The organism is Paenibacillus sp. JT22N15, from assembly GCF_059383755.1.
Map to the genome: position 1 here is coordinate 62,857 of NZ_JBXENV010000001.1, position 14,409 is coordinate 77,265.

The window sequence follows — 14,409 nt, forward strand, 5'->3', positions numbered from 1 at the left end:
TCATATCCTCCTTGTACGTTCGCTTTCATTTATTCCTGTAGGAAAGGTATCCCGATATTCTTGCGGCGTTATTCCCGTAGCCTTCTTGAAAAAGCGCGTAAACGAATGTGCCGCTTCGTAACCGACGGCGGACGATACTTCTCGAATTTTAAGCTCCCCGTTCCTTAGCAGCTCTCTCGCTTTTTTCAAGCGGCAGCTATCTATATATTCAGATAAATTCACTCCGCGCTCCTGCTTAAAAAAACGGGATAAGTAGGATGGATTAAAATAATTAATTTCCGCCAGCCGCACTAAGGACAAATCCTCGCTTAAATGTTCTTCGATATATCGGCATATACGGTCGATTACACTGGTTGCCCGCTCTAGCTCGCCGTTATGCTTAACTTTGAATAGGCGTTCGGCAATGACATGCAAATAGGCAATCCCCTCCTTCATGGATGAATGCTCATCCAGACGCATCAGTTTTCCATAATCACCGATCTGGTGATAAAGTCCCCCGCGATTAATGGAAGAAAGCAGCACGAGCGCGATAGAATAATAGCTCTCTATCGTTCGGTGAACATGGGCCGTTGCATGCAGCATGCTGGCCGTCAATTCCTCCAGCACTTCACAAAACTTATCTTTCCTCCCAGCCTCAAGATAGGCTTCCATTAACTCTATTTTTTGAGCAAGCATACCGTCTTCTTTCCTGTTTGAAGGCTCAAGCTGCTCCGTGCGATCCATTAAAATAATCGATAACCCGTCGGCAATTGTCATTTGATGCAGCTGGCGCAGCCTTTCATATTGCTGTGTTACCGCTTCCCATTCACAAGAAGCACCGCTTATGGTGAAGGCAATCGTTAAGCCGAGCGATTCCAAGCATGTCTCCTGGATGAGCTCCAGCGTTCCTTCCAAATAACGAATCAAATGATTATATAGCCTCTCCTCGACATGTTCTGAAGGCTGAAGCAGCCATAACAAATCTCCGTGCTTATCAACAATTCCAATATGCCGCGTCTGCTTTGACAAATAGGAATGCCAGATTATTCTGGTGGAATGAACAAGCTCGCTTCTATCGGAGTAAGTGGCCTCAGCTGGATAGGACAAATGACCAACTACCATTACAACCGGAATCAAAGGATTCAGATCGATGTTCAGTTTGCCGAATTCCTTGACCAGCACCTCTTGCTCAAGGCATAGAAGGTGGCTTTGTTGCAGAAGATGTCTGATATACTCTCCTTGCGCCATAAATTCAAGCGCATCAACCTGTTCGCGGGATTGCTCGACTAATGCGCTCAATTGATTGTTTTGATGAATCTCTTGAATGACTTCCTGTACAACTTCAGTAACTTTCGCATACCCTTCTGTTTTCAATAAATATCGAACATTGGACATTTGAATCGCCTTATAAGCATACTGAAACTCGCTATAGCCCGTTAGGAAGATGATTTTGCATCTTGGCCAATACATCTGAATCTCATCCGACAATTCTAAACCGCTCATGCCTGGCATGCTAATGTCAGTCAGAACGATGTCAATTCGGGTACGTTTCAACCAATTTAGCGCTTCTTTGCCAGAGTACGCTTTACAGACATCGAGCTTGTCTGGCATCCATTGCTGGAACACTTCATATAACCCATCCGTAATGATATCTTCATCATCCACGACTAACAGTCTAAGCAATCCATTTCTCCTCCTTCAGCTTGATGCGAATGACGACCTTAAGACCGTTCAGCTCGCTTCTAGACAGAAGCAATCCGCTATTTTTTCCATACGTTAAAAGAATGCGCCTATGAATGTTCATCATGCCTGTCATTTCATAGGATTCTGAAGGGCTGTCCAGGCGATTCTGTAAGTCTTCAATTTCGGTATCGCTCAGTCGATTCCCATTGTTCTCCACGATAATTTGAGCTGCAGTCTCATCCAGCTCAAAAGCAACTCGAAGCAGACCATCTTCCGTCATTTTCTCTAGACTATGCTCATATGCGTTTTCGATAATAGGCTGAATGATAAGCCTGGGCACATGGATATTCGCCATTTCCTTTGGCAATTCATCAAATTCCACACGAATCCGCCTTGAAAACCGGAGCTTCTGAATTTCGGTGTACATGCGGGAGTGCTTCGTTTCCTCAGCTAGCAGCACATTATCCTCCCCATTACGGGTAATGAACCTGAAATATTCCCCTAGCATATTTGTAAATTCTTCAATGCGCTCCGTATCTCCGGTTCTAGCCAAGGAATTGAGAATAAAAAAGCTGTTATAAAGAAAATGGGGATTGATTTGAGATTGAAGCTGCTTCAGCTCTGCCCGCTGCATCATCAGCTTTTGCTTGAAATCCTGATCAATCAGTGCCTGCAATTTATTCAGCATTTGGTTGAACCGATTATACAGGTAGCCGAATTCATCCTTTTCCTCATGCTCAATATGAATATCCAGTGCACCTCCCTCCATTCTCCTAAAGCTCTGAACGAGGAGCAGCAATGGTTTATGAACGAATTTATAAGTGGAATAAGAATAGATAGCGATGGCAATGAAGGTCATGATCGCGAATAGCCAAGCCCAGATTACAAATTTGCCCAGCGGTTTGCGTACGGTTTCCTCGGGCAAATACGAAGCGACGGTAACACCCAATTTATCCGAATGTGCTTTGTCAATATGATACTTTTTGCCATCAATAATCAGCTTGGTCGTGCTGGCTTCTTCTACTTCTCTTATATCGCCTTGAAGCCTTCCACTTAATTGCTCGTCGCTCATCAATACAAATCCCGTTGTATCCGAAATGAGAAATGACCCGCTTTCCGGATAAATATTGACTTGGTCCAAGGCATATCTCAGCTTTTCCCTATCTAATTCAATTTGTATGACGAATAGCGGCTCTTCTCCCTTCATGCCGTTATACTTTGAGGTGCTAAGATGAAGGGTGTTCCCCCACTTTACAAGTCGCTGCTCGCTCCTCCCAATACTGAAGCGAAAGTAATTGAACTTTTCAACGTCAAGATCAGAGATCGCATTGCCGAACGAAATTGTTTTGTTAACAGGACGGATATGCACATAAACATCTTTAATATAAACACTGCTATTTTTAAAAGAAGTTAAGCGACGGATCAAATAATTTAAGCTCGCTCTTTTTTCAACATTGTCCATCATCTCCCAAGTGACAACGAGCCTATTCAATTCATTATCTTCCAACAAGTCGAACTCCTGCAGCTCCATCCATTCAATTTCCCGATTAAAGGCTTCCAAATAATTCGATAATTGCGCCTCGGAAGTTCTTGACAGGCCTTCACTCGCATTTTTATAGCTCCAATTATACAAATAGACGCCTAGCAGGATGATAGGCAGAATCACAATGAGATAAATAATGACCTGTCGTATAAATATCGTATTTCGCCATGAATGGGCGGGAAATTTAAGCAAACCAATTCCTCCGATGCTGCTTTAATAAGTGATGAGCAAGTGTCTTGTCTTCTAGCATACAGAGTCGAAGGAGAGTCTTCTTACTTAAAATCACTGCCTCTTTCCGCATACCACTGATTTACCTCCGCTGTTATACGACTCCCGCCCAGCTTATTCCAATCGTCTACAAACCGATCAAACTCGTCTATGGGACTGCCAAGTATAATATTCACGAACGTTTCGATCTGTTGATTATACAAAATGGCTTGCTTCACTATCATCGTTTCCGTTGGAGGCCCTACAAAGCTTTCGTACAATAGCTGATTATTCTTCATGTATTGATCAAGGATCGCAAAAGCCCCATTCGGCCCATAGGTCCGCTCCCATCCCCATCCTGACTCCTTGTTCACATGGCCAGTACGGTAGGTTTGAATGTTTTTGTAGATGGAACTGGCTTCATCCTTTAAGACAGAATGATCGCCGGTTCTTTCTGACTCAGCAATTTGGCGATACGCCTCCAAGTTTTTCATCGCTGGAAAAGGGGTAACCGGTGAAAGCTTCCATACCGGTAATGGAGAGCTGTAATAGGTTTCATATTCAGCCGTTTCCCCCCAGTTTTTCTCCAAATGCAAATTAAAAAGCTTAACGATTGCTTCAGGATGGGGATAAGCTTTTCTAACGGCAAGAAACTGGCTCGTGCTGAACCGCAGCGGTACCATCGGCTCTTCTCCTGACACAGAAACGATCGGAAATGCCTGCCACTCTGCATTTGGTTGAGCAGCACGGCTGGTTTGAGCTAAAAAAGACCCCCATTGCTCTCCATAAAACATGCCAATATGGCTCTCAGCAATTAGCTTTTCTTCTTTCAAACCATCCTTAAGCCCAAACTCGCTATCGATTTGACCATCCCGATACGTATTTTGAAGCACCTTTAACGCCTCTTTCACTTCGGGTTGAATCCCGCCATATAAGAGTTTTCCCGACTTGTCCTTGATCCATAGGTTAGGGTAAGCCTCATAGCCTGCCATAAAGCCTGCCAAGCCCATAACGGGATCGAATAAATATTGGGTCACGGCTAGTCCAAACGTATCATTAATGCCATTATTGTCAGGGTCATTTTCTGTAAACGCTTTCGAAATAGCTAAAACGTCGCCCATCGTTTTCGGCGGTTTTAAACCGACTTGCTCCAACCAATCTGTACGCAGCCAAATAAACATCGCCCCTTCAATAGAAGAGCTGGTCTCTGGTATTCCCATCAGCCTACCATCGACCGTTGCCGCTTCGAAAGGGCCCGTCCCTTCTTGGCTTAAAATTTTCTTCGTAAACGAAGAGGCATATTGCTCGTAAGCAGCAGATAGATCTTGAATCAGTCCAGCATTGCTGAGCATCCTCAGCTGCTGCGCATTGACTCTGACGACATCGGGTATATCTCCTGAAGCAAATGCACCGCTTAGTTTCTGATGATAAAGGTCCCCCTTGGCAACCCAATCATATTTAATTTTAATGCCCAGCATCTGTTCATATAGTCGATTCCACCTATTATCCTCAAACGTTTCTTCTGGCAATTGGCTGATTAAATTCTCCAAGCTATCGTCGCTTTCTCTTGCAAAGGTTAATTCAATAGCTGGATTATATTGGCTTAGCGCGGCACCCTGATAGGCAGTCTCTCCTTCAAATTCACTAGATACTTCTTTGTTGGTGCCGCTGCTATAGTCGCATGACGCAAGGAGTTGAACTGACAATAATGCAGTAAGCAAAAGCTTGACCTTGTTCATTATTGGTATTTTCAACAGGTGTGACCCCATTTCACATTTGAAAATATCGATCCATTTCCATTCTATGCTTCTAATTATCCGAATTACGGGCTAATAACACAATACACATCTCTTTATTTTGTTACCCGTCCTTTACTTAAAAAATAAATCATCCGCCCATCTCCTTTATTGGATGATGGACGGATGTGTTTGAAACTTCTTCGTCAGATGAAATAGGGCCGAAATAAACGCTAGTAAGAAACCACATGCTGACACCGGCATGCCTACACACCCGAACAACTCCAAAAATTAGATTAAATCCGACTTCTGCAGCAGCAGCTGCACCATCTTGGCAACCTCGGCCCTTGTCACCTGCGCTTTCGGAGCAAGTATAGCTTCATTTCTACCAGTTACGATGCCCGCTTGTATGCTGTCCGCTATTCCGCTTTTCGCCCAGTCAGCCACCTCCGATGCATCGGTATAGGGCTTTAATAGCTCGCTCGCAGCTTGACTGGAAAGCTTCGCTTTCTGACCGGTCATGACCATCGCCTTTGCTAAAATCGTCATCGCCTGCTCGCGAGTAATTTTCTCTTTCGGCCGGAATGTGCCATCCTCGAATCCTTGGATAAGTCCGTAGGCTTGGGCAGTCATGACCGCGCTGCTGTACCAATCCTTCGCCAAAATGTCCGAGTATGGAGGTGTGCCGCTTTCCAGCTCCAATCCCAGTCCCCTTACAATGATTGCTGCGAATTCGGCCCGTGTGATGGCTGCACTTGGGTTAAACAAATTTTGGCCGATGCCATTAATGACCATTCTTGAGTCCATATCGTTGACGGCATCCTTTGCCCAATGATTTGCGACATCCTTGAACATTACGGGATGATAAATAATCGAGTAGGTGCTGTTCGACAAGCTGTTCAGCAACGCATAATACTTGCCGTCCACCTGAACGATTTTAGTTGGCACATGACGAACTATTCCATCAGGCTCTATTACAATGCCTGTTGTTATTTGGTCCGGATGAATACCCTCTGGAAGAGTAATTGTCCGCTGGACATAAGCATTGAACTTCGTCAGATGAATGACAGAATCTTTATTTATTAAACTAATTTTAAAATCAATTGGCGGTATGACTAGGTTAAATCCCTCCCGAGCAGCCGCATTCTCTACCACTTTTGCCATTTCCTCGGACGCTTCTGCAATTTCAAATTGCATCGTCGTATCTTGTAAATTGATCATGGCCCCCAGCTGACCGATTATCACGTTCCTATCGATTTGCTGCACAGGCACAGTAGAGGCTGCACGATCGGTTTTGATCTCGATTACAGCTTTCTTCTCTCCTAAGCCTTTTAGCATTTGGGCATTCAACTGCCCGATAACGATGTCGGAGCCGTTATAAACGGGAATGGTAATGAGCGCATTGTCCCCCAACGAAGCAAGCAGCTGCTCCAGCTTCTGCTCGTCAAACACAACCGTTGTAACGGTTTTCCCATTTTTATTTGTCACATCGGCAGTTCCAGTTCCGGCACTCACAACCTTGCCGTTGATTAGGATGTCGATACTGCTGCTTCCTGTCCTTGGTGTAGCTGCTGGTGCACCGCCACCGCTGCTTCCTCCGTTGTTTCCACCATTGCTGCCACCATTACTGCCTCCGTTGTTTTCGCCCGTTACCGTAATTTGCGTTACCGCTTTTTTCTCTTTGCCTCCGGCAACAGCAGTTAATGTCAGCGTCCCTAATCCAGCCGACAAGCCTTTAATGGTTACGGCAGCTTTGTTGCTGTCGCCTACGATGCTAATAGAACCGCTAGCCTCCCATTGATAAGCGGGGTTGGTTGCATCAGTTGGATCAAGCGCCGAGTTAACAGCCAATTGCTCATTCACTTTAAGGGTTTGTGCCCCATATGAAATGCTGACGGATTGCAGGGGAATGTTTTCCTCCGTTTCAAGAGCGGTGAATTTCCAATCATCCATATTAAAAAGATTGCTCTCGCCTTCTCCTTTGAACATCAAGAAAACATTGTGAACCCCTTTAACAGAACTTACATCTGTTTTTATCAGCTTCCAAGCTTGCTCCCCGCCTGTAGAAGCCGCATCAAGCGTACCTATAACCTCACCAATAGGACTATCTATACGAATCTCAATTTTCCCGCCTACGACTGAAGCAATATTGGCTTCGAATGACCCGGCCCCATCATTGCCGAAATCAACATTCGCAACCGCCAGCCAATCCCCGTTATGAATATTTGTGACATTCAGATTAGGGTTTGTGCTTTGGCTGCCTGGCGCTTCAAATATTTCTGTCAAAATGCCTGCTTGCCATGCAATTGTTTCTGCTTCCGTTCTTTGATAGGGATCGAGCGTTTTCAGTTGAGCGACACCTTCCATATCAGCTTGAATCTCTTTCATTCGTCCATTCTCATAAAATTCAACCTTATTAATATGAGTGGAACGATAGCCTTTTCCGTCCCCTATAGAAGCTTTGCTGACGGTCTGCGCATGGTAGGTAACATACCACTCTCCATTAAACTCGAAAATAGCATGATGGTTATTGCCGCCAACCCCGAAAAACGTATACGGATTTTTCAGAATTGGGGCGACATACGTAAACGGCCCCATAGGACTGTCGCTCACCATATAAGCAATTTCACCTGGAGGCGGTGTGCCTTCCGGATGAGTACCCGCAAAATTCGAACAATAGGAGTAATAATATTTTCCATTATACTTATGAATGCCGGAATCCTCGAACATGAAAGGCGCATCGATCGTAACCGCCGACCCTACTGTACTGATCAAATCATCACCCAGTTGAATTACTCTGGCGGTGTTGGGATGAGCCATTTGTTCTGCGGTCGAGTTAGGTTCACCAGGAATGCCCCCGCCAAAATACAAATAACCTTTGCCGTCGTCATCAACCAGTACTGCCGGGTCAAACAGCCAGACGACGCCGGGAACGCCAGGCGTATTTCCGGTTATCAACGCTTCTCCGAGCGGATCAATCCACGGTCCGAGCGGGCTGTCCGCAGTCAGCACGCCAATTCCTCCTGCACCATTAGCAAAATAAAGGAAGAACTTATCCTTGCCGTTTATTTGCTTATGAGCAGCTGCCGGCGCCCAAGAAAAAGTCGCCCAGTCCGCAATGCCGCCCGATCCCGCCACTGGAATTGCGCCATGATCCGTCCAGTTCACCATATCTGCCGAGGAAATCACATGTACTTTATTCAAATTAGCGAACGAATTATCTTTAATATTTCCGCTGCTATCATATTCGAAGGCGTCACTCGACATATAGATGTAAACTCTTCCATCAAAAACTAATGCATACGGATCAGCTCCCAGCTTGTGTCTCATCAGCGGATTGGAGTAGCCCGGGATTTTCGCAAGCGCTTTCGTATCCAACTGCTTTAATCCAATGCTCGCTACTGCATCATGAACGTTGTAAACGACATTTCCGCCTTCAACAGCAATGTAGTCTGTGCGAATGAAAACGGTACGATCAGATGGCACAAATCGATCCACCTTCAGCTTGATCGTCGCAAAAAGGTCGGAGGATGCGTTGGCGAACTTCACCTTGTCCCCAGATACATGCAGCTGAAGATGATGATCGTCATACGTATACGCCCCCTTTCCAGTCAGATTGTCAGCATTAAACGCAACATCGGTTACCGTTAAATAATCAGGGATGTTGAAGGACGCTGAAATCGACTTATACCCCTCATCCGGAAGCGCTTCCATCTTTACGGGTACGGAAAGCTCCATATTCTGAACGCCAATAACATCCGGCACATTTCCCAAATCTGCTTGCAGGACGGTTGCGGCTGAATCGGTTCCCGTCAGCTTGTCGGCTGCTCTAAAGTAATCAAAATCTACATATCCGCCTGTAGTCTTGGTAGCAAAATTAAACAATGCGAATCGATAGCCCATAAAATGATCAAGCTTATAGCTCAATTGAAGGGTATTTCCTATTGCTCGCCATTCAACGCCATTTAGACTATAGTAGAAATTGGCTTTATCGGTAAAATTCCTATAGTCAAATTCGACTTTTAAGTAGACTCTGTCCTGTGTGAGTGGAATACTTGCCAACTCTTCTGCTGTTCCTGAGCTTGCATTCACCATAACGAGGGATTTCAAATTCCCCTCCATTTTCACACCTACAATTCCATAGTCCTTCTGAAAAGCGGCGAGACCAGCAAAATCTCCATTTTTCATTTGGCTTATATCCATTGCCACTTTGCCGGAGCTTTCTGGCCCAAACGTTCGTTGGGTAAGCGTATTTCTAGCATTTTCGATGCTTGTGCTCTTCCTTCCGTTCGTAAGCCGCAAATAGCCTGGACGCTGTGTCAACGACCAATGATTTTGGTCCGGGTTATGGTTCCACTGCCATACTAAGGCAAGATTGGAGCCATTGTAGTCATATTCTCCGTCGTTTGTTTGGTCCACACCTTCGGCTGGAGTAACGTCAATGAGTGACACGTCATCCACATAAAAATTCATCAAATCCTTAACCGGATCTTGCTCAGCTGTCCAGGATGTTTCGATGAAAATAATCGGCTCATGAAGCTCGGCATCTGCCGGGATGGTGTAGGTGCCTGCAATCGCTCCCCATTCCCCTTTGTTTACCATAGCTGATCCCATCACCTTGATCGTTGTCCAATCTCCATCCTGCATTGCGATATTAAATTGCCTTCTAGCAGGAAGCGAGTCGTCACCTTCATATTTTACTTTTGCTAAAAATTTATAGGTGCCGCCAGCCTTTACTTTACTGGCAAGCCGTTGCTGAACCCCTGCCCCTGTAGCCTGTCTGCTGCTGACGTGCATGCTGTTGGAGCCGCTGTGATATACGCTGTCTGTTACCGTAACAATGGCCTGATCATGAGCTGTCCATGGGTCTTGACCTTCTTCAAAGCTGCCGTTGAGCAGAAGCTCTTGTCCTTCCTCTGCGGAAAGCTGTGCATCTAGGCCTGAAATTTGTTGCATAGCAGCCGCATTCGCTGATGAACGGCCTAATGCATTAAATTGTGAAGCTCCCACTCTCTCTGCGTTCTGGTAGAACTCATCGGAAGCTGCAAAATTGCTGTTCGCGCTTACTCCGCTTACAGGCATTTTAATGTTTTCCGGAATTGTACCGTTGACGCCGAACACCGGCCAATTATTTTCCCAAGCAACGGGTACCAGAAACGGTATTCGTCCTACTGCGCCGTGATCTCTGAACAACAGGCCATACCATTTGCCGTCTTTCGTGTCGACAATGCCACCCTGTGCAGTTCCTTCGCTTAATGCAAGTCTTCCCTCATATGTACCATCGATTGTTGAGGCGCGATGGACGATTTGAACACGAGGTGAATTTTTAGGCCATGCGATATTGAATACATAATAATATCCATTTATTTTTTGAATGTGAGAGCCCTCTGCAGGTAAACCTACGTTCTCTATTGTGCTTGCTACCAAGCTGGCGTCGGGGATAAGGATTTTGTTTAGACCGCCGACTTTAATCGCAGTTGCATCTGCGGTAAGCTCAATGATTTTAATATCCCCGCCGCCGTAAACCATGTACACACGCCCATCATCATCAAACAGCAACGACATATCATGATAAACCCCGTCAAGCTCGGATCTGGTCCAAGGCCCTTTTTCAATATCGGCCGTTTGATAGATATAGGTTTTACCGGTACTGTATGAAGAAAATGCGACATAATAGCTGCCATTATAAAACCTTAAACTGCTGGCCCACGAGCCTTTGCTATAATCGCTCTTTCCATTTCGAAACGTCTGCTCGTCATTATCAGCCAAAATATCATACACATAATTGACGATTTCCCAGTGTACGAGATCAGTTGATTTCATAATTGGTACACCTGGATTCATATGCATAGTCGTACTGGACATGTAATAGACGTCGCCTACACGAATAACATCTGGATCTGGAACGTCAGCCCATAATAATGGATTTTGAAATGCAGCCTCTTCCTGCTGAGCGAATATGAAGGTGCTGGGCAATACGTTTAGCCATAATGTAAACGCTACCAATAATGCAAATGACTTTCTGAACATTTTTTCGTCTCCTCCTTCAAATGATCGTTTCTGTGTTTATCATAAAATAATTACCTTCACTAATCGATGTGTTTTTTTATTTTAAAAGTGAAAATTATTATTAATTTATTTCTATTTACCATTATTTGATTTAAAAAAAGAAATGAAAAATAGAGAGCAGCACAGTAGCTAATCCGCTCTCTTATCTCCTACATTTTCGAATGGCCTAAGCAAGGTTGTCCCTTTTTTATATGTAATCGCTTTCAAATTTACTCTTTTATTATCGACTAAGTATCAGACAAAAAACAACGTTCATCTTTTTACATGGCCAGCATTCCTTTTCTTCTTGAGCTTCAGGCAGCGGGCAAGGAAAACTTGTTCAGCAAGGTTCAATCGTCTTGTATACTTCTTCCGCTCTACTCCTGCCACCGAATATCCGCCTCATAATACTTCCGCCCCACCGGCCGCTTGCGCAGCTTCACACGAAGCTCGCCGTCCTTCACAATTGCTCTGCATACGCGTGGGCGCACTCCAACAGGCAGCTTAATCATTTCCTTCCTATTGCCGGGCAGCCCTTCAACGCGCAGGCGGTCTTCCTTTACCCATAAACGAAGCTCTTCCGAGCGCACATGTGCGGGAAGCGGGTATTTGACGATGATAAATTGCTCGCTCTGGGAAAAAGAGTACGGCGAAGCTTGCTCCGCAATGGCTCCGGCAGCTTCAGGCAGCGCTTTGGTCATCATTTTGCGCACAAATTGCTCCACCCAGTCCGGCTCGCGCAGCACATCAAAGCCTTTAGGCAGCTTCTGCCCTTCTACCCAGCGTTCGAGCTCATCCCATTTAGAATCCATCGTTTACCTCCCACCTCCCGGCCTATCTCCACTATATGCGCCGCCCAGTTAGGCGGATACCTCTTTAGCTGCTTCTGCGGCAAAACAAAAGTAAAGGAGATATGGCTTTTCAGTATTTGCAAATATCGCTGTTCTCAACATATACCCAGCAGGGAACCTCTGGGCGAATGCCGCATACGATATTACAACCATACGCTTAGCAGCAAGGAGGTCTTTGCTATGCCCGCTATAGTCGGATTCGTAAAAATCGTTAGCGTCGGCTCCAGCTCCATCGTCCAGTTTGGCGACGCCGTGCAAATGTCGCCCTCCAGCACTTCCAAAACCTATGCTGGCTCAGGCTCCTTCCTTACCGGCAGTCTGACGAATTCAAACAACGCCGTAAGCGCCACGAATACGCTTGATCCAGACGTACAGGACAGCTCGCAAAATGAAGTTGCGAGCGGGGTCAATGTCGTATGAATTGGACCGTTCATCAGACGATTACGATTCATCAGCTCCGCGTGGACAGCGTTTCGAACAGCTCTGTCCTGCAAATTGGCAGCGCAGGCTCCATTCGCTCCTTGTCCCAGCTGTATAATACGGGCGGCTTCACGGGACCAGCCGCCCAGCTGGGGGGCGAAAATCCGCTTTCCTTCGTTCCGCTGCCCAATCCGACCTAAGGACAGGAGGTTTCAACGATGCAGCAGCAGCCGAATCAGCTGTCGCCATGGCAGGCCTGGTCGCTTGACGTCGCAAAGCAGCTCCAATGCCAGCAGGAAAGCATCACCGCGTTGGAGCAGCAGCTTGCGGCCATCTGCGAGCAGCTCAAAAAGCTTGAAGCGAAACCTACTTATAATGTGGAAAATTTGCAGTACCATTTTGACCAGTTGAAGGTAGAAAAGCTTGAAGGCACGCTCAATATCGGCATGACTCCACAGGGATCGCCGAATATGAATGGCGATATTGAGCAGATGGCCATATCCAAGCCGCTCGTCTATCCCGCTCCGCCTAATGATGCAGCTCAGCCAACAGATCCCTATGCTCCGATTCAAAATGATATGAATCAGTATATCGACAATGAAGGCGCACAGAAGCTGATGCAAATGGAAAAACAGTTTTGCATGCCGCTTGATCCCCATCACCGCAGACTCATTCTGTCCGATATCCGCAGCCAAATGCCTGCCCGCATCCAATATTACGCCAGGTCACTGCCCCGCCAGGATGGGGTTAGCGAGGAAACCGCTGCCCAGCAAAACCGAGCCGAGGTGTTCGCCAAAACCGCTCGCGATGCCGATGCGGCAATGCTTCAATATATGCAGCAATTACAGAATGGAGGCGTAAGGAAAGCCCATGATTAAATTTGTCGTACACAATGATTGCCTAAGCGTTGGTAAAGTTGACATACTTGGCATATCCAGCGCATCGCATTTTCAAATCGGCGATAGCGACTATGTTACGCTTTATTCCATTTTTGATACACCGCCTGAATCCGTAATCGTTGGTCCTCTCGCACCTTTTCCAGAACCAGGTGGCGCCAGCATCGCGGAAGGGGAAGGCTCGGAATGAGCTTCCCGCTCGACTACCCGATTCGTACGGCTGAGGTTGGCGGTTTGACGATTATCAGCGCCTCGGGAGCGGCCATCGTCCAGCTCGGAGATCGCGGGCAATCGACGCCGAAGCTTCGTGCGCTTGCGCTGCAGCGGGAAATTGACCACACTCGGGCGGGCGATGTTTATTTTGAATCATATGATTTATTCACCCAGTCGTTTCCAATATTTGATGATTTTGATGGCCCAGCTAAAGACATCATCCATATTAAGCGTACCAATCATTGTCCGCGCATCGTAGTGGGCTGCGTTTATATTATTGCTATGGGCTCATCATCGAGCGTACAAGCGGGAAATGCGATGGAAACGATCGCCGAATCGCGGATTAAACATATTCGCCAGTTCAAGCGTCCTATTCCAGTACCAGGCATCGGCTGCCCGCTTCCTCCGGTCAAGCCTGCGCTGTATAGATGAATGGCAGCATAGTAAACAGCTGTGCTGTACGAAATACCCGCAAGGCAATATGCCCTTGCCAAGCTTCCGTTTTTTCAACTAGGCATTAGCTGAAATGCGAATGTGACGGTACAAACGTCCAATTTTTCCACACGCCTCCGGCATACATTAACCATGTGAACAAAAGCTTCACACTAACAAAACCATTCAGGAGGTTGTTAATAGTGGGATACCCTGTAGCAGGCGCTAACGTAGGTTGCGGTCCAATCGCGGGTGCCAACAGTTGTTGGACAAATACGGGCACAATTCTCGTTCTCTTTATTTTGCTAGTTATCATCTTGCGTACCTTCTGCTTCTAAGCTTATTCACACCATTGCACGTTAGCGCATATTGATATGGCTTGCTTTAAAGCCAGCTTCATT

At 46.2% G+C, this 14,409-nt stretch carries 11 protein-coding genes; 6 read left to right on the top strand and 5 right to left on the bottom strand.

Annotated elements, in window-relative coordinates; genetic code table 11:
• The 5 genes from AC50X8_RS00250 to AC50X8_RS00270 all read right to left on the bottom strand — a co-directional run bounded on the left by AC50X8_RS00250 (position 1) and on the right by AC50X8_RS00270 (position 12,008).
• Positions 1-1,662 (bottom strand): response regulator, encoded by a 1,662-nt coding sequence (locus AC50X8_RS00250; RefSeq protein ID WP_494878032.1) that lies wholly within the window; start codon positions 1,660-1,662, stop codon positions 1-3.
• Entirely contained in the window at positions 1,655-3,397 is a 1,743-nt protein-coding gene (locus tag AC50X8_RS00255; protein ID WP_494878034.1) for a sensor histidine kinase, read from the bottom strand. Before AC50X8_RS00255 ends, AC50X8_RS00250 begins: the two co-directional genes overlap by 8 nt.
• 80 nt (positions 3,398-3,477) lie before the next feature.
• Entirely contained in the window at positions 3,478-5,151 is a 1,674-nt protein-coding gene (locus AC50X8_RS00260) for an extracellular solute-binding protein (RefSeq protein WP_494878036.1), read from the bottom strand.
• 288 nt (positions 5,152-5,439) lie between these two features.
• A complete protein-coding gene (locus tag AC50X8_RS00265; protein ID WP_494878038.1) occupies positions 5,440-11,178 on the bottom strand; it encodes a family 43 glycosylhydrolase in 5,739 nt (1,912 codons plus the stop codon).
• Positions 11,179-11,573: 395 nt separating this feature from the next.
• Entirely contained in the window at positions 11,574-12,008 is a 435-nt protein-coding gene (locus AC50X8_RS00270; RefSeq protein WP_056029191.1) for an Hsp20/alpha crystallin family protein, read from the bottom strand.
• A gap of 219 nt (positions 12,009-12,227) precedes the next feature.
• Between AC50X8_RS00270 and AC50X8_RS00275 the strand changes: the two genes are divergently transcribed.
• The 6 genes from AC50X8_RS00275 (at position 12,228) to AC50X8_RS00300 (ending at position 14,346) form a co-directional block, all read left to right on the top strand.
• Positions 12,228-12,467, top strand: a complete 240-nt coding sequence (locus tag AC50X8_RS00275; protein ID WP_056029193.1) for a spore germination protein — start codon at positions 12,228-12,230, stop codon at positions 12,465-12,467.
• The gene (locus AC50X8_RS00280) at positions 12,464-12,667 is read left to right on the top strand and encodes a spore germination protein GerPB (RefSeq protein ID WP_046229874.1); all 204 of its coding nucleotides are present in this window, start codon (positions 12,464-12,466) and stop codon (positions 12,665-12,667) included. Before AC50X8_RS00275 ends, AC50X8_RS00280 begins: the two co-directional genes overlap by 4 nt.
• Positions 12,668-12,685: 18 nt before the next feature.
• On the top strand, positions 12,686-13,345 hold the full coding sequence (gerPC, locus tag AC50X8_RS00285; RefSeq protein WP_056029197.1) for a spore germination protein GerPC: 660 nt from the start codon (positions 12,686-12,688) through the stop codon (positions 13,343-13,345).
• Positions 13,338-13,553: a spore germination protein GerPD gene (locus AC50X8_RS00290; RefSeq protein WP_494878040.1), complete on the top strand. Its 216-nt coding sequence runs from the start codon at positions 13,338-13,340 to the stop codon at positions 13,551-13,553. The genes gerPC and AC50X8_RS00290 overlap by 8 nt, the downstream gene beginning before the upstream one ends.
• A complete protein-coding gene (locus AC50X8_RS00295) occupies positions 13,550-14,008 on the top strand; it encodes a spore germination protein GerPE (RefSeq protein ID WP_494878046.1) in 459 nt (152 codons plus the stop codon). Before AC50X8_RS00290 ends, AC50X8_RS00295 begins: the two co-directional genes overlap by 4 nt.
• A 245-nt stretch (positions 14,009-14,253) precedes the next feature.
• Complete coding sequence (locus AC50X8_RS00300) at positions 14,254-14,346, top strand: dihydroorotate dehydrogenase (protein ID WP_099521728.1); 93 nt, start codon at positions 14,254-14,256, stop codon at positions 14,344-14,346.
• The last annotated feature ends 63 nt before the right edge of the window (positions 14,347-14,409 follow it).